This window comes from Paenibacillus sp. JNUCC 35 (assembly GCF_058269095.1).
On record NZ_CM177771.1, the window covers coordinates 3695445 to 3711460 of the forward strand.

14 protein-coding genes are annotated in these 16016 nt (G+C 55.7%); all 14 read right to left on the reverse strand.

The window, feature by feature from the left end; translation table 11 throughout:
* Positions 1 to 10: 10 nt before the first annotated feature.
* Positions 11 to 1075 carry an amidohydrolase family protein gene (locus tag AC2TF6_RS16460; RefSeq protein WP_491307678.1) on the reverse strand — a complete coding sequence of 355 codons (1065 nt, stop codon included), beginning with the start codon at positions 1073 to 1075 and terminating at the stop codon, positions 11 to 13.
* Positions 1076 to 1124: 49 nt separating this feature from the next.
* Positions 1125 to 2687, reverse strand: coding sequence for an extracellular solute-binding protein (locus tag AC2TF6_RS16465; protein ID WP_491307679.1), 1563 nt, complete (start codon positions 2685 to 2687; stop codon positions 1125 to 1127).
* Between the two features lie 214 nt (positions 2688 to 2901).
* Complete coding sequence (locus AC2TF6_RS16470) at positions 2902 to 3762, reverse strand: carbohydrate ABC transporter permease (RefSeq protein WP_369996015.1); 861 nt, start codon at positions 3760 to 3762, stop codon at positions 2902 to 2904.
* Between the two features lie 13 nt (positions 3763 to 3775).
* A complete protein-coding gene (locus AC2TF6_RS16475) occupies positions 3776 to 4696 on the reverse strand; it encodes an ABC transporter permease (protein WP_491307680.1) in 921 nt (306 codons plus the stop codon).
* Between the two features lie 188 nt (positions 4697 to 4884).
* Positions 4885 to 7170: a helix-turn-helix domain-containing protein gene (locus AC2TF6_RS16480; protein WP_491307681.1), complete on the reverse strand. Its 2286-nt coding sequence runs from the start codon at positions 7168 to 7170 to the stop codon at positions 4885 to 4887.
* 319 nt (positions 7171 to 7489) lie between these two features.
* A complete protein-coding gene (locus tag AC2TF6_RS16485; RefSeq protein WP_491307682.1) occupies positions 7490 to 7927 on the reverse strand; it encodes a GNAT family N-acetyltransferase in 438 nt (145 codons plus the stop codon).
* 91 nt (positions 7928 to 8018) lie between these two features.
* Complete coding sequence (gene cysC / locus AC2TF6_RS16490; RefSeq protein WP_491307683.1) at positions 8019 to 8552, reverse strand: adenylyl-sulfate kinase; 534 nt, start codon at positions 8550 to 8552, stop codon at positions 8019 to 8021.
* Entirely contained in the window at positions 8536 to 9453 is a 918-nt protein-coding gene (locus AC2TF6_RS16495; protein ID WP_491307684.1) for an STM4011 family radical SAM protein, read from the reverse strand. The genes cysC and AC2TF6_RS16495 overlap by 17 nt, the downstream gene beginning before the upstream one ends.
* Positions 9450 to 10844, reverse strand: a complete 1395-nt coding sequence (locus AC2TF6_RS16500) for an STM4012 family radical SAM protein (protein ID WP_491307685.1) — start codon at positions 10842 to 10844, stop codon at positions 9450 to 9452. Before AC2TF6_RS16500 ends, AC2TF6_RS16495 begins: the two co-directional genes overlap by 4 nt.
* 26 nt (positions 10845 to 10870) lie before the next feature.
* Positions 10871 to 11653, reverse strand: a complete 783-nt coding sequence (locus AC2TF6_RS16505; RefSeq protein WP_491307686.1) for an STM4013/SEN3800 family hydrolase — start codon at positions 11651 to 11653, stop codon at positions 10871 to 10873.
* 44 nt (positions 11654 to 11697) lie between these two features.
* Positions 11698 to 13011, reverse strand: a complete 1314-nt coding sequence (locus tag AC2TF6_RS16510; RefSeq protein ID WP_491307687.1) for an STM4014 family protein — start codon at positions 13009 to 13011, stop codon at positions 11698 to 11700.
* 5 nt (positions 13012 to 13016) lie between these two features.
* Positions 13017 to 13862 carry an STM4015 family protein gene (locus AC2TF6_RS16515; protein ID WP_491307688.1) on the reverse strand — a complete coding sequence of 282 codons (846 nt, stop codon included), beginning with the start codon at positions 13860 to 13862 and terminating at the stop codon, positions 13017 to 13019.
* Between the two features lie 319 nt (positions 13863 to 14181).
* Complete coding sequence (locus tag AC2TF6_RS16520) at positions 14182 to 14433, reverse strand: hypothetical protein (protein ID WP_491307689.1); 252 nt, start codon at positions 14431 to 14433, stop codon at positions 14182 to 14184.
* Between the two features lie 317 nt (positions 14434 to 14750).
* The gene (locus AC2TF6_RS16525; protein ID WP_491307690.1) at positions 14751 to 16001 is read right to left on the reverse strand and encodes an MFS transporter; all 1251 of its coding nucleotides are present in this window, start codon (positions 15999 to 16001) and stop codon (positions 14751 to 14753) included.
* Between the last annotated feature and the right edge of the window lie 15 nt (positions 16002 to 16016).

The following is a 16016-nucleotide window of genomic DNA, read 5'->3' on the forward strand; positions in this document are numbered from 1 at the left end:
TGGCCTCCGTTTACGATAAGTTGTAGAGCTTTTTCGCGTTCTCGTAAAAAATTTTGCGCCGGGCTTCCGGCTTCAGCTTGCGAAGGATCATATCCGGCGCATCGAAGTCCCAGTGCGGATAGTCGCTGGAATAGAGAATCATGTTCTCCGCGTCGAACATGTTAAATAAGTCGACCAGATGCTGCGGATTGTCCGGCTCCTCAATCGGCTGCGTCGTCAGGAAGCAGTGCTCCGCGACATATTGGCTCGGCATCTTCGTCAGCCAAGGAACGGTGGAGCGGAGCGCCTTGTAGTTCTTGTCAAGCCGCCACATCAGCGGCGGCAGCCAGGCGATGCCGCCCTCGACGAGCACAACCTTCAGGCCGGGGAACTTGGCGAATACCCCCTCGCATACGAGGCTGACCAAATGAGCCATGAACATTTGGGACAGGCACGTATGCCACTCGATGTATCTCGCCGGATACCCGGCCGCCGTAGGCGCGGTCGAGCTGCCCCCTCCTTCGGCACCCGGATGGATGGCGACGGGCAGGCTGTGCCGCTCCGCCGCTTCGTAGATCGGGTGGTAGAAGCGGTGCCCCAGCGGCCAGCGTGCGGCGCTGGAGATGATCACTTCGACGATGTCGGGATGATCCCCGACCCGGTCGATCTCTCTGGCGGCTAGCTGCGGGTCGAGCGTCGATACCGCCAGGGCGCCCTTGAACGCCTTATGTTTGCCGAGCCATTCGGCGATAAGGAAGTCGTTGTAGGCGGAGCAGACGGCCGCCGCGTAATCCGGGTCGTGCGTCGTCGAGATGTTGTAGACGACGCCCGTCAGGACGGCGTACTCGACGTTGTAGCCTTCGATGAGCTGCTTGATCATGAAGTCGGGATCGGAGCCCGCTTTGCCTCCTCCCGGCGGAATCGAGTCCTTCTTCATGACGCCGATCGGCGAGTAATAACCGGAGCCCGAGTAACCGATGCCCGTTGACGAGACCCTGGATTTCCAGGGCTCCGGCAAATACGGGATCAGGGCCGAGTCGTTCTGTTCATTGTGAACGTCGGTATCGATGACTTTCAGCTTTTCCGCTGCTGCCACAGCTTTCCCTCCTTCGTACTGATGCTTCCCTTGTACCCGGGCTCAAGATCTACTTCTTGCCGTACGTCCGGGTATAGGCCGTATTGTACATGTTCAGCAAATCGTCCGCTCCCATCTTCTTAACCTGATCCAGGAACTGCTGGTAAGTCGTATCGTTGATCGGTGTTTTTCCGATGACGAACTCCGTTAACTTCTGCTCTAGGAATTTGTTCAGGTTGTTCAGCTTCGATTTTTCCAGCTCCAGCTCTTCCTGCGTTTTTACGATCTGTTTCGGGGACGGCACGATAAACGGCTCATACCGCTTGTTGATATCCTTGCTCTTGTCGCTCAGCCCGCGTTCCCAAACTTCCCGGGATTTCGCATTGTCCAGAGTGATCAGGTCGTACCAGACGCCCCAGTCCTTACGCAGCGTATTGAACGGGGAAGCGCCGAATTCTTTCATATAAACGGGCTTGCCGTTTTCCATCGTGTACGTTTTGCCTTCGATGCCCAGAGACAGATAGTTCGAGCCTTCCTCGCTGACAAGATAGTCCAGGAACTGGACCGCCCTTTCCTTATCTTTGACTTTGGCGGAAATCGCGCGCCCGACGGCTCCGATTACGGGACGAGAGAACTGGTAATTTTTAATGCCGTCCGCGGCAAACTGCGGGATCGCGTCGAGCTCGAAGGCGGAGGTGCCCGCTTTGCGGCCTTTGTCCGTTAGCGACTCCAGATCCGCTTTCCAGAAATAGGTCACGAGCGACTTGCCTTTCAGAATGCGTTCCTCCCACTGGGCCTGGGTGAGCAGGGAATACTCGGGATCGAGCAGCTTTTCGGTATACAGCTTATTCAAAAAGACAAGCGAGTCTTTGTAGCCTTTGTGATACGGAGCGAACGCATATTTATCGGTCGTCGGGTCGATGTTGAAGAAGCCTTGGATGCCCGTAAACGCCCGGCCGAATACCGTATACAGCCCCGTATCGCCCACGATCGCATTGGGAATGAGCGGATACGAGTTCGGTTCTTTTTCCTTGTACGCCTTCAGGAACTGGTAAAATTCATCCAAGGTAGCCGGCGGCTTCAGACCGTACTTATCCATGAGATCTTTGCGGGTATACCAGATGAAGTTAAAGCCTTTGCCCTCGGCATCCCCTTCGATCACGGGCACCGTGTAAATGCCGCCGTCCGCTCCGCTGGCGACCGCTTTGGCTTCCGGGTATTTCTCGTAGAAGGCTTTCAGGTTCGGCGCTTTGTCCAGGTAGTCCTTCAAGTTCAGGAATACTTTGTCGGGACCGTGTTCTCTGCCCTCCTGGGTGCTCACCTGGATAAAATCCGTGACGGAGTTCGTGGCGATCATGATCTGTCTTTTCTCGGTGAGTCCTTCCTGGCTGACAATCTGGAAATCGACGCTGACGCCTGTCTTTTTCTCGATCTCTTTGAAAATCTCCCAGTCCTGCCGCACTTTTCCCTCTACCCGGTCATAAGCCAGCCATGAAAATTTGACGGGTTTCTTGGCGTCCGATCCCCCGCCCTCCCCCGGTGAAGCTCCCTGATCCTTGCTGGAACATCCCGCCGCAACGACACCGGCAAGCAGAGCGACTGTCAAAATCACGGCAAACGGTCTTTTTTTCATTTCCGAACCTCCCCATAATGGTAGCTTCTGGTCTACTGGCTAGCTTTACTGGTCCTGCTGGTCATGCTGCTCATACTGGTCATGCTGGTCATGCTGGTTATGCGGTTCCCGCCAGTCTTACCGGCAATGCCGGCATAACCGCCGCTTTTTGCGGCCTCTTCATGCTCTATAGCCATGAATTCCGCCGGGAATTCAGAACTATCTCCATATCCGCCTAGCCTTTGATGCCGCCGATCATGCTTCCCTGTACGAAATACTTCTGGATAAACGGATAGACGCACAGGATCGGAAGCGTAGCGATCATGATCATCGCGTATTTGAGCGTCTCCAGATGATTCAGATCCCCCTCGCCCTGAACGCTCGTTCCGGCGATGAGAATGTTGCGCAGCATAATCTGCAGCGGATACATGCTTCTGTCATTGAGATAGATCAGCGCGTCGAAGAAAGCGTTCCACTGGTTGACCGCCGTGAACAGGCCGATTGTCGCCATGACAGGCATGGAAAGCGGCAGAACGATCCGCAGCAGCACCTGCAGGGAACTGCAGCCGTCGATCGTGGCGGCGTCCTCCAGCTCCTCGGGCAGCGCTTCGAAGAACGTCCGCATGATAAACAGGTACCACGTCGAAATCAGGGACGGCAGGACGATGGCCCAAATCGTATCGAGCATGCCGAGCTTTTGAACGACCAGAAAGGTCGGAATCATCCCTCCGCTGAACAGCAGGGTAAACGCGGCCAGGAGCAGAATGGTCCTGCGGCCCGGAAGCCATTTTTTCGATAAAGGATACGCCATCGCCGCCGTCACGATCAGGGTAAGCGCCACATGAAGAACGGTGTAGCGGATCGTATTCCAGTAGCTGATCCACAGATCGGGATTGGTGATAAGCCGCTCGTAGGCGACCAGCGTGATCTGCTTCGGCAGAAGCAGCACCTCTCCGCTCGCCACCAGGGCGTTATTCGAAATCGAAGCCGAAAACACGTACACCATCGGATAAATCATGACGATGACGAGCAGCAGCATCAGAACGATGTTGAGCGTGTCAAACACTCGGGATGCCAGGCTGGTTTTGATTTTCATCTCGGTCCTCCTCCTACCACAGACTCGTTTCGGAATATTTGCGGACGATCCGGTTGGCCGTTACGACCAGGACAAGCCCGATGATAGACTGGAACAGGCCGACGGCCGTCGCGAAGCTGAAATCGGAATCGAGAATGCCCCGCCGGTACACGAAGGTGTTGATGACGTCCGACGTTTCGTAGTTCATGGAGTTGTAGAGAAGCAAAATTTTCTGGAAGCCCGTCTCCATAAAATGACCGAGCGTCAGCACGAACAGGACGATCATGACCGGCAGCATACCGACAAGCGTAATATGGCGGATCTGCTGAAACCGGTTCGCTCCGTCCATTTTGGCCGCTTCGTACAGCGTGGGGTCGATACCGGCGATAGCCGCCAGGTAAAGGATCGTTCCCCAGCCGATCTTCTGCCAGATTTCGGAGCTTACGTAAATTGTCCGGAACCACTCGGGAATGCCCAGGAACATGACAGGCTCCATTCCAAATACCTTCACGAGAAAATGGTTGACGACCCCGGTCGTCGGAGACAGAAACGTCACGAGAATGCCCGCGATCACAACCGTGGAGAGAAAGTGAGGCATATAGCTGATGCTCTGGACAAATCCCTTGAACCATTTGTTTCGCAGCTCGTGGAACAAAATGGCGAGAACGATCGGAGCCGGGAAATGGAACAGCAGGTCGTACACGTTGAGCATGACCGTGTTGCGGATCAGCTTCCAGGAATCCGGCGTGACGTAGAAGAATTCGATAAAATGCTTCAGCCCTACGAATTTGCTTTCGAGGATGCCCCGGCCGATGGAAAAATCCTGGAAAGCGATGATGATGCCGTACATGGGCACGTACTTGAAAATGATATAGTACAAGATCCCCGGAAGCATCAGCAGGTAGAGCGCTTTGTGTTTTCTGACGAGATACCAGAAGCGGGCACTCTTCGTCATGGCCTCTTCCTCCTTTCAAGTAAGCGCTTGCAAGTGGTGATGGCCTAACTATAGAGAACCCTGCCGTTACCGGTAAAGCGTGCATATTTGTGCCCGGGTGCCATTTCCTCTCTGCCTTGCGGGCCGGGGCTTTCCGGGTATGTTCAGGAAAAAAAAGAGACTCCGGAAAATTAGGAGTCCTGCCGTATTCACTGATGAATCGTCCGGTATTTCGCGGGGGTAATGCCTTCGTATTTCCGGAACATCCGGATAAACGAATTTCTTCCCCAGTAACCGACTTTTTCGGCGATATCGTCCATTTTCAAATCCGTTTGAAGAAGCAGTTCTTTCGCTTTGACCAGCCGGTATTTGGCGATGTACTCCACGTACTTCTCCCCGACTTCCTCCTTGAAGGTCCGGCTGAAATGGCCCACGGACATATTCATGGAATTCGCAAACTGTTCGATCGACAACTCTTCATCGTAATGCTCATGAATATATGCCAGGATGTCGGTAAATTTGCAGGCCCGCTCATCCGGCTTGGCAGGTTGGAAAAGCAGCTCGTGAAACTCCAGGAAGCAGCGCTTCACTTCCTCCAGCGTCATGCAGGCGTTGACCTTGTCGAACAGGCCCGCATAAAAAGGCACGTTGAAGTCTTTACGGTCGGTTTCCGCCGCCCGTACCCACGTATTTAAAATGTCCGTGCACAAATATTTGATCTGAACGGCCGTGGCGTTTTTGCGTACGGCTTCTTCCACCATTTCGTAGGCCGACTGCAGCAGCTTGTCGTAGTCGCGCGTTTTGCAGCGGTTCAGAATGCGGCCCACCTCCTGCACGCTCAGGAATGTATCGCACTGGGTCGAATCCGGCGCGCTCTGCCCGCTGCAAATCTCGACGCCGGCGCTCAGTCCGCGGCGCTGCAAAACCGATACGGCCTGCTCGTAAGACAAGTGAAGCTCCTCAATGCCGTATACCGTCCTGCCAATACCGATCGTCGCTTTGAAATAGCTGCCGTACAGCTGCAGAGCCGCCCGGATCAGATTCGCCTCCTCCTCCGGGCTCCGGCTGAGGAAAGGGTCCTTTTGAATAACGCAAACGAGCAAGTCGGACTTGATTCCGCACAGCCAGATTGTCGAGGGCACGAGCTGGAGAATGCGCTCTTTCAGCTCCGCTGTCAGGAACGATTTGGACGTCTCCGAAAGCCGGTCGTACACGTCCGGGTCATAGTGCAGCGCTATGCCGAGCACGGTCCGCGCCGCTTTTTTCGTATAGGTAAAACCGATTTCTCCGGCGTATGTCTGAATGGAGAGGGCGTCCCTGTATTCGCCCAGCAAAATTTTGGTCACAAAATGCTCCTGCACGATCGGAAACATGCCCGTCACCCGCTGGTTAAGCTGTTTGTTTTCCGAAATGATCCGCTGCGAAAACCGTTTGATCACATCGTAATCGTTCCCGTCGCTTCGCATTTGCAGCGCCTGGGCAGAGCCGTGCGATTTGAGGCCCTCTTTGATCTCCAGGATGGGCCGGTACATGCGGCGGCTCAAATAATACGAGACGAAACTCCCCACCACAATGAAAAAAGCAAGAAAAATCCAGCTGATAAGCCGCGTAAGATGGGCAGGCTTCATGAGCGTAGGCAAATCGACAAGGCTCAAATAATAGGACGTGTCATCAAAACCCGATTTGACCAGCGAAATCGCTTTGTCCTCCGTAATCAGAAATTTGGAGTCGCCCGAGGCGTCCGCCAGGGGCGACGGAATCCGGTTGATACCGTCCGACACAACCCCGTTCGAGCTGATGATTTCTCCCCGGCTTCCTAGAATCGCGGTACCGGCCACCCAGTTTTCCCGGATGTTGATCAACCGCTGCAATTTCTCCCTGCTCACATCCACCACCAGATACACTTCGGGAACATTTGTATTAAACGGGTAGCTCATCAAGGCGGACAAGGCGGAGCCGTCCGGCTTCGGTTCCGTAAACTCCATCATTTTCTTGTTTGTAAACTTGGCCAAGTATGCCGCCTTCTCCTCCGCCCCCATCGGATAGCGGAAATCGAAATAATACGATTTATCGGTATACGTATCCACATCAATGACAAGGTCATGATGAACGAACACCAGATACGCTTTCGTCACCAGCTCATCCGATTGCAGCTTAATCAGCTGCTCCCGCAGAGCGTGGATCAGCTCCATACGCTGGGGGTTCTCGCCGGACAGATCTCCGGCTTCTTTAAGCAGGCTGCGGATATTGGAGGTGCTGAGCATGTTAATCATGTTCGTTTTCAGGGAATTGAAAGCGGTGTCCGTCTGTTCGGAGAAACGGCTCATAATGACACGGTTTAATTTCTCCGCATCCTTCTCGATCAGGGAGACAACGAGGAAATGGGCCAGCGTGCAGGCGACAATTACGGGAATCAGAATGACGACGAAATAGTTGGCAAAATGACGCCAGAACAAGGCGATACGGAAAGAACGCGGTCTCGGAATCGGAATCATGGTCTGCCTACCACCTTTTCACGGAAGGTTGAAAGAAAGGAATGCAGGAGAGTAATCGGGGACCAGAAAAAATGGGGGACGAGGAACCGGTATCACCGGAAACGATCAGATAAAGGCACAGCATCCCGACAGGACGTAATGAGAGCGCTCTCATGCCGCCCTTTAGTTGTATTATAGTGGGAGTGAAATAATAATTCTACAATTTTGTGAATTTTGAAATAATATTTTTTGAACCACGTGAAAAAACCTATTTCCTCCAAGGGGAAATAGGTTTCATGCGGACCGTCAGGCCATTCGTTTTGCTTCTGCGACAGACAGGTCATAAAGAAAGGGTCATCGTAATCGTTCTCGGGGCGAAGCCCAGTGACTCGTACAGATGAAGCGCATGATTTCCGGCATACACGCTGAGGCGTACTTCGGGATAGCCCAGGCTTTTGAGCTGCTCCACCGCTTCCTGCATGAGTTTTCTGGAGATTCCGCGTCCTCTGAAAGGTTCAAGCACATAGAGCTCGTATACAAACCCGATAATCCGGTCGGTAAACGAATCTTTGCTCTCCCCGATCAGAACCCATCCGGCCAGCCGCTTCTCTTCCGCTGCGATCAGATAGTAGCAGCCTTTTTTCAGAAGGGGATCTACGAGCTGCCTCACTTTGTCCCGGTTCGGTTCGGCATTTCCGAGCGTTCCCTCCGCTAAGGCCTGCGGCGAAAGCCTCCGGATCTGCTGAATTTCCTCCGGTATCGGTTTGCGGATTTCCATCTCGTTCGCTGCCCCCTTTGCGTTCCCTTGTGCCCGGTTTCTTCTCTTCCGTACGGTATAACATACGACCCCGCAGGGCGGGTTCCTTCTTTTACCCGTAAAAATCAAGAAGCTTCTGCACGTTGTGCTCCAGCGTGTCCCCGTTCGTACGGATAACCAGCTCCGGGTTTTCCGGAGCTTCGTACGGGTCGCTGATGCCGGTAAAAGCCGGGATTTCGCCATTTCGCGCCTTCGCGTACAGCCCTTTCACATCCCTGCGCTCGCATTCCTCAAGAGGACAATCCACGAACACTTCGATAAAACGCGGCAGGTTTTCCCTGGCGTACGCCCGCATTTCGCGGTACGGGCTGATCAGGCTGACCACGGTCGTGACGCCGTTGCGGTTAAGCAGACCGCTTATGTAGACGGCCCGCCGGACATTCTCCATCCGGTCCTCCCTGCTGAAGCCGAGGCCCGTGCCGACCTGCCGCCGGAGCTCGTCCCCGTCCAGACATTCGACGGCGTGCCCCCGGGCCGCAAGCCTTGCTGCGAGGGCCTTGGCCGTCGTGGTCTTGCCCGAACCGGAAAGTCCCGTCAGCCAGTAAGCGAGGCCGGCTTGTACCGTTTGGTTAAGCGTGTGCGTCACAACTCTCCACTCCTTCTTCGTAAACGCGCGGCATCTGCCTCTGTGAACCGGCCCCTGCGATGCGTTCGAGCAGCCCGTCGCCGTACCGTCTGCGAAGCTGCAGGTCCGGCATATGAATGTAGCCGATGTAGCAGTCGCAGAAGTCCATCCCGCACGGGCGCGGCTGTGAAAGCGCGTCCAGGCCGTCCCGGTACAGATGGCCGATGACACGGCGGTCTTTGTAGCAGCGCTTCACTATGCCGGGCCCCTGCACGTAGAAAACGTCGAGACCCGTGCCGCACGCCCGTCCCCGGCTCTCGTAATCCTCGGCGTTCAGGTCGAAAAGCGGATCGAGGCCCCTCAGGAAAGCCAGATCTTCATCCGTGTAATAATCCCGCTTGTCTTTGAACGCATTGACCCACATATACACGTCGGCAGGCAGCGAACGGCGGAGCGATTCCAGCCGGCTGAAGGCGCTTTTGACTCCTACCGATCCGACGCTGAACGGAATCCCCCGTTTGTAGAGCTGCAGAACCTGCCCCAGAAATTTCTCTTCCGTCGTCTGTCCGGGATGATACGTGACCCAGAAGGCGGTCTTCTTCGGATCCAGTTCCCCGGTCCACGCGAGACCGGCGGACAAATTCGTCTGGATCGCGACTTTATCCACGTGCTCCATGTGCGAGAGCCGGACCATGGCCTCCTTGTACCAGCGGTGAGTCAGCCCTTCCCCGTAAGGATTGAAGAAAATCGACAGGCGGTGGCCTTCGGCTCCCTGGCTCTCCGCCCAGCCCGTAAAAGCTTCGACCTGTCGCCGGTCCTTCGCCAGCGTGGCTGCGCTGTCCTTGTTCTTGCTGAACGGGCAGTACGGGCAGTCGTAATTGCACGACGACAGGCTCCCCCGGTAATACAGCGCCGCCTTCATGCGAAGGTGTATCCTTCCATCAGGGTGCGGGTTTCCGGGGAGATGAACCAGTCTCCGATGGAATCGGAAAGGGCGATCCCGTCGTCCGTCAGACGGAAACAGCCGCCGCCTGTTCCCGTCTGCTGAACCCGCTCGGCCAGCCCCGTCTCCGTCAGCCGGTTCAGCTCCGGATGGTCCTCCAGCGCCTCCGTGCCGAACCGGCGGGCGTAGGACGCGAGCTCCAGCCCCTCGCGGTGAAGGAGCGCCTTCAGAATGAAGCGCCGCTTCCGTTCCGCCTCGTTCAGGATGAAGCCGTAGTCGACGAGGTCATGACGCTCCGCAGCGACATAGTCGGCGATAATGCCGGCCGTCGCGCTGCGGCTCACCGCATAGCGGGTCGCGTAGTGCACGCTGTGTGTGTACGAGCGGGCACCGCAGCCGAGACCGACCATGCCTTCCTCCTGACAGCCGTACGGCAGGAGCGTTTTGGGCGATGAGGCGCTCGCACGCGCGAACCTCCTCATCGAATACTGCGTATACCCTGCGGCCAGAAGACGGTCGCGCGCCGCCGTGTAGCAGGCCATGCGGATATCCTCGCCCCGCTGCCGGATCTCTTCGGGCTTGACGATCGTATGCTCCCGCGTATACAGCGGGTAAATAAAAATTTCCTCCGGCTCGTAGGCAAGCGCCCGCTCCAGGGAGTAAAGCCAAGTATCCACGGTCTGGCCCGGCAGTCCGTAAATAAGATCGAGATTGAGGATCGGGAATTGGTACCGCTTCAGTTGTTCCAGTGCCTTCTCGACCACCAGCGGCATTTGCGGACGGTAAATGGCCGCCGCCTCCGCTTCCACAAAGCTCTGGATCCCCATGCTCACCCGGTCCACTCTGTGTGCTTGCAAAATATCCAAGCGCTCTGCGGTGACCGTCTCCGGCGAAGTTTCGACGGAGATGGAAGCTTCTCCGCTGTCGAGTCCCATAACGTCCTCCGCTATCCGGAATACGCGGTCCAGCAGCGCCGGTTCCAGCAGCGTAGGGGTTCCTCCTCCGACGGCAAACCGCGCAAACTTCTTGTGCCCCACATGGGGAGCCCACTGGCGGGCCTGCCGCTCCAGCGCATCGACATACTGCTCGTGGGCGCCGGTCCGCTTGTCCGGCAGGGTGAACAAATTGCAGAAGCCGCAGCGCGCCCCGCAGAACGGGATATGCATATATAAGAAGAAGGTTTCCGCCGGCTCGTCCGCCCACAGCTCCTGCAGCGGGATTTTTCTGTCCAGCTCGCGATAAGCCGTCTTGTGCGGATACGAATACAAATACGAGCGGTATGGCGCCGAACGAAGATTTTCTTCCCAAGCGGAAACGGACATTTCTTCAGCTGCCGGTACCGGTTGGTTCCCCAATTGAGAAGAGGACATCGGCCGTTCACTTCCTTTTCGTCAATTTACAAAATAAACTCGCGGTAAGGCACATTCCAGACCGCTTCGTGCGCGAGCCGGTGGCCTTCGTAGCCGTCTTCGCCGTAGCACGTTCCGTGGTCGGAGAAGGCCAAGCAGAACACAGGCCGCTCCCGCTTCCTCATCGCTTCGAACAAACGGCCCAACTGGCCGTCCACGTAGCGAAGCGCGGCCCTCTGACTCTCGACCGAATCTTTTTTCGCGCCGGGAAGGAAATAATGATTGGGCCCGTGAATCGCCGAAACGTTCAGGAACATAAACAGCTTCTCGCTTTGTTCCGTCCGTTCGAGAAGCTTGAGGGCATGATTGACCTGATGCTCGGTGGAGCGCGGGTTCGTCACCCCGAAGGTCATCCGCCAGTAACTTTCCTGGAAATAGCCGGGGAGCACCCGGGCAAGCGGAACTTTTTTCGTAAAAAAAATTACACCCCCGATACAGATCGTCCGGTAGCCTTCTTCCTGAAGACCGGACACCAGATCGGGTGTGTCGAAGAGCCATGTATGGGGATGGGTTTTAAGCCCCGTATTCTTGGAGTGGAAAAGCCGGATATGCTGCGATTTGTCCGTCGTCGCCGGAGTCGGCAGAAAGCCGCCGAAAAAAGCGTGATGCGCCGCATACGTAAAGCTGCCGGGGGTGTGGCGCTTCTCCCAGGAACCGCCGCCGCACAGATTCCGGCAGTTGGCTTCCTCCAGCACGGCGGCGTCGTAACGCAGCGTGTCCAGCGTAATCATCAGGATATCGTGGGTACCCACGATTTCGTTCATATTCATCCTAGCGTTCCTCCCTCGCCCGGAGATCCCGCTGCGGCTTTAGGCTACCCGGAAGCTCCGGTTCCGGCAGACCCGGTCAAACCGGCACGCCCAGAAGCCTCGAAAGCCCCGGAAACTGCGGCAGCTTCCGCGGAACCGCTTGCGAGCCGGCTCATCTGCCATTCGTAAGGGTCCATTCCCTTGTGAACGACCCGGTACAGCAGATCTCCGAACGGATTCATGTCAAGTATGTAAGGCGCATGTGACGCGCTGTCGAGCAGAACATCGACTCCCGCTGCGAGGGAGCGCGGAAAAGCGGCCAGCGCTTTTACGGCGCAGGCCGCAGCTCCTGCCCGGATGCCCGGCGCCAGACCGAGGTCATCCACGCTCACCCTTTCGCTGCGCAGGTGCAGGTTCGTGATCGGCGTCCGGCTTACCCGGGCGATGCTGTGGCAGGCTTCTCCCGCCACGACAAGCTGACGGATATCGAACGTCCGGTCGCCGTAAGCAGCTTTGGCGATCCACTGCTCGACGTGGGCGCCGTGCCTCAGGAGCCAGCTCAGCACCTGGCGGATCGCGGACGGGTCCGTGTAACGCCGCAGCTTCATCGCGTTATAGAATACCGGGGCGCGGGCGCCGTAGTTCTCGACGCCGACGGTCGTAACCGCCTGCTCCGCGCCCGTACGCGGGTTGATGCGGTAAGCGACGACGCCGCAGGCGCCGGAGCCGGAAGCGAGCTTCACGAAGACCCGGTGAACCCGCCGGGAGAGCATCAGCGCGCGAAGCGCCTCGCAATCCGCGATCTCCTCCGGCGGAGCCAGGAGGCGGGGCACCGGCACGCCGGCAGCGGACAGGATGCGGTGCGTCTGCCGCTTGTCGAACATGCCGGCGATGTCCTCCGGCGCGTTCGTCCACTGCGGCTGCGGCCACAGCTCCTCCGCTTCTCGCCGCAGGCGGGTGAGCAGCCGCGCGAAGCCGCGGAACCATTGGGACGGGTGGTACTGCCGTCCCTCTTGCTCCGCGAGCGCGAGCGCGGACCGCACGGAGAGCGGCTGCGGATCGCTGCGGCGCCCGAACGGAAGCAGGCGGTCGCCGTACGCCGCCTCTTCGTGGTCGGGAGCGCCCAGGGCGATCAGCCCGCGCTCCACCGCGAAGAGCTCGCCGGGCGCGTCCAGCCGCAGCAGCGGGGCCGGTTCGCCCGCCCGCTGTGACGCCGCCCCGGCGAGGCTTGCGGCCTGCGCGAGCGATGCGCTGCCGTCCAGCAGCCCGGCGTACGGCAGTACGACGGCCGGAGGCAGTCCCAGCTTCGCTCGGGCGTTCTGCAGCCCCGCCGTGCGGCGGTTGTCCGGGTTGCCGATCAGGATCATCCTCTGCGGCATAGCCGTTATTCCGTGAGCGACGGATACCGGTAATCGTCGTCTTCGTCCATATCCTGCTGATCGTCCGTGTTCACGTTAAGGCCGGACGATTTCCAGCGGTTTACCATTTCATCGGACATATAATGATGGCTTAAGTCCAGGTACTTCAGCTTTTTTACTCGCTCGCTGTTCAGCAGCGCTTCCGCCCCTGTATCGGACAGCGTTCCGTCCGACATATCAAGGGTATGCAGCTGATCCAGAATCGGGGCATCCGCCAGTGCGATTGCCAGCTCGTCCTGAATTTCGCTGTTTTTCAGACCGAGATAAGTCAGTTCGGGGAATTTGCCGGGCTCCGTCAGCTTCAGCACATCTTCCAGGCTGCCGTCGAATCCGTATTCGTCCACGCCGAGATACAGCTCCAGCTTTTTGAGACGCGGAAAAGACCCTTCGTAAATTTGATGGATCACGTCCTTGCCCAGGCCGCCGCAAATAATGGTCAGCTCCTCCAGGTTTTCGTGACGAGCCGGGTTCAGATCCAGTCCCGTGCTTCCTTTGATCGTGAACGACCGGAGAGCGGGATAAGCCTCCAGCAGCGGGGCCAGGTTGGTCTGCATAATCCAGGACACTTCGCATTCCTCGAAGCCCATGTCACCGATAAACAGATTCGTCAGTTTCGGAAACCGCTCCTTTAGAGCGACAAGCGTCTCGACGGTTTCTTCGGAATCGTTCTCGTAAGCACCGCCCCAATCGCCGATAATAAGGCTTGTCAGCTCCCCGCTTTGCGGGCTGTCCGCAAGCTCCTCGAGCAAATCTTTCATTTTCTTGCCGGCTTCGTACTGATCGTAATCGATCGTTAATTTAACCTCGGACATAACGGTCCCTCCCATGTAATCTTTTTCCTTCTATGTACGATATAATCCTTACTATAAACGATTCTAAAAAAGACTTGCAAACATTTCCGGACAACCGGACACGTCTTCCGCCTTGTTTCTTTTTCGTTTTTCAGGGTCTGTTTCGTATGGAAGCCTCACCGGATGCGGGTTTTGCACGATGGATAACGTCTTCTTCCCATGGATATATTCGTAAAAAAAACCGCCGTGCGGAGTGCGCGGCGATCGAATGAACTGCCAGGTTCACAGACGGTAACCGCAGCGCCAGGCAGTGGCTCCCCCTGAGAACCAACCTGGAATGTCAAGGTTTGCTTTTCTTAGGCGCCAGCCCGTCTTTTTCCGTCACCACCTCGATCTCGAAGCCGTCGGATACAAGCAGAATATTCCCGTTGAGTCCCGTGGAATAGACTTTTGCGTATTTCTTTTCCAGCCGCTCCTTCAAGTTCGGGCTCTGAAAATTGGTCTGGCTCATGACCACGATTTGCGGCGAAACGGCGTTCAGAAAAGCTTCGGATGACGATGTCGATACGCTTCCGTGATGAGGGGCGTCCATCCTATCGGACTTGAGTTTGTCTTTTCACGGTCCGGAGGACAGCTCGATTTCACGGTGTTTATAAATATCCGCCATAAACAAAAACGATTTTTCGCGGAATGTCATTTTCAGTACCATGGAGTAATCGTTGATTTCCGGTGCGGAAAATACTTTAACCGCACGATTAGATGAAGATAATAGAGTTAACCTGACAAAAAGTATCGCCGCAAAATAAAAAATCCGCTCCCTGGCGGATTCCAATAAAATTCACTAAAATGCTAAGAAAAAGGCTAACGACCTTATCGATAGCCTTTTTCCATAGCCTTTCGGCTCCTTTATTACACGGCCTTCGGCTCCGAAACCCCACCTTCTTCCGCATTCTTCTTCTGGAATATCATCCCTTTATCCTTGAAGAACAGGAAGAACACTAGCGCGACGACAGCCGCCACGACAGCCGGGTAAATCCAGAACTGCTGCCACTGCTTCAGCGCAGCCGCCCCTTGATCCACGACCGTATGATTGAAGATATAACCTGTGATCGAAGAAGCGAACAACAGCCCTAGCCCGTTCGAGATCATGAACTTCAAGCTCTGTGCCTGCGCTTTAATCGTCACGTCCGCTTTATTGTCCACATAGATGTCTCCCGCCGTGAAGAAGAAATCCCAACAAATCCCTTGCAGTGCCAGCGCAATGACGATGACGAGAATGCCTGCATCGACTGCTGCGAAGGAGAACAACAACGAACGAAGAACCCACGTGATCGCGCCCCACAGGATAATCTTTTTGAATCCAAATTTGAAGAGAAACAGAGAGAGTAAGAACATAAAGATAACTTCCGTTGCAATACCGATTTGCATAATCGTAGCTGCATTATTAAACCCTAGCGCGCCCAGGAATACCGGCACATAAGCACTGTAAGCTGTTTTAGGAATCATCAAGAAAATCGTACAGACCATGAATACCGTAAAGTTCTTATCCTTGAACAATGCGAGCGCATCAAGACAGAGCAGGTCCTTCATCAGGAACTTCTTACCCTTGCCAGCTGCTGGTGTATTCGGAAGCGTGAAGCAATAGATCCCGAGCACAATAGCAGAGATTGCTGCAATTTTGAAGGTCATAACACTGCCCGAGAAGCCCATCTGTCCGAGCAGGAACCCGATCACCATAAAACCAAATGTTCCGAACACCCGAATCACCGGAAATGTTTTGGCGCCATGAATATGTCTGAAGCTGATGCTATTCGACAGTCCCGTCGTAGGATAGAACAACACACCGACGATAAAGATCAATACGAGGAACATCGTCGCGTTGCCCGATTGAATCTGAGACGGAATCGCTAGCAACACACAAGCATTAACAACATGCAGGATGCCCATAATTTTCTGGGAGGCGATGAACCGGTCCGCGACCATCCCGATGAACAGCGGTGACAGAATCGTCGCGACGCCGAGCAATGCATAAGAAGTACCGATGATGGAAGATAAGCCCGATGTGCTGAGAACTAACCCTAAAGTCATATTCCAAGCGCCTTGAACGAAATATTGCAGAAACATCATAATTAATAGTCTCGGAACGATAGTAGTCTTCATGTGTAATATCCCCTA

What these genes read in the sequence shown, in the direction of transcription:
- AC2TF6_RS16465 (WP_491307679.1), bottom strand. Translation starts at nt 2,687, where the DNA reads ATGAAAAAAAGACCGTTTGCCGTGATTTTGACAGTCGCTCTGCTTGCC.
- AC2TF6_RS16470 (WP_369996015.1), bottom strand. Translation starts at nt 3,762, where the DNA reads ATGAAAATCAAAACCAGCCTGGCATCCCGAGTGTTTGACACGCTCAAC.
- AC2TF6_RS16475 (WP_491307680.1), bottom strand. Translation starts at nt 4,696, where the DNA reads ATGACGAAGAGTGCCCGCTTCTGGTATCTCGTCAGAAAACACAAAGCG.
- AC2TF6_RS16480 (WP_491307681.1), bottom strand. Translation starts at nt 7,170, where the DNA reads ATGATTCCGATTCCGAGACCGCGTTCTTTCCGTATCGCCTTGTTCTGG.
- AC2TF6_RS16485 (WP_491307682.1), bottom strand. Translation starts at nt 7,927, where the DNA reads ATGGAAATCCGCAAACCGATACCGGAGGAAATTCAGCAGATCCGGAGG.
- AC2TF6_RS16495 (WP_491307684.1), bottom strand. Translation starts at nt 9,453, where the DNA reads ATGAAGGCGGCGCTGTATTACCGGGGGAGCCTGTCGTCGTGCAATTAC.
- AC2TF6_RS16500 (WP_491307685.1), bottom strand. Translation starts at nt 10,844, where the DNA reads ATGTCCTCTTCTCAATTGGGGAACCAACCGGTACCGGCAGCTGAAGAA.
- AC2TF6_RS16505 (WP_491307686.1), bottom strand. Translation starts at nt 11,653, where the DNA reads ATGAATATGAACGAAATCGTGGGTACCCACGATATCCTGATGATTACG.
- AC2TF6_RS16510 (WP_491307687.1), bottom strand. Translation starts at nt 13,011, where the DNA reads ATGCCGCAGAGGATGATCCTGATCGGCAACCCGGACAACCGCCGCACG.
- AC2TF6_RS16515 (WP_491307688.1), bottom strand. Translation starts at nt 13,862, where the DNA reads ATGTCCGAGGTTAAATTAACGATCGATTACGATCAGTACGAAGCCGGC.
- AC2TF6_RS16520 (WP_491307689.1), bottom strand. Translation starts at nt 14,433, where the DNA reads ATGGACGCCCCTCATCACGGAAGCGTATCGACATCGTCATCCGAAGCT.
- AC2TF6_RS16525 (WP_491307690.1), bottom strand. Translation starts at nt 16,001, where the DNA reads ATGAAGACTACTATCGTTCCGAGACTATTAATTATGATGTTTCTGCAA.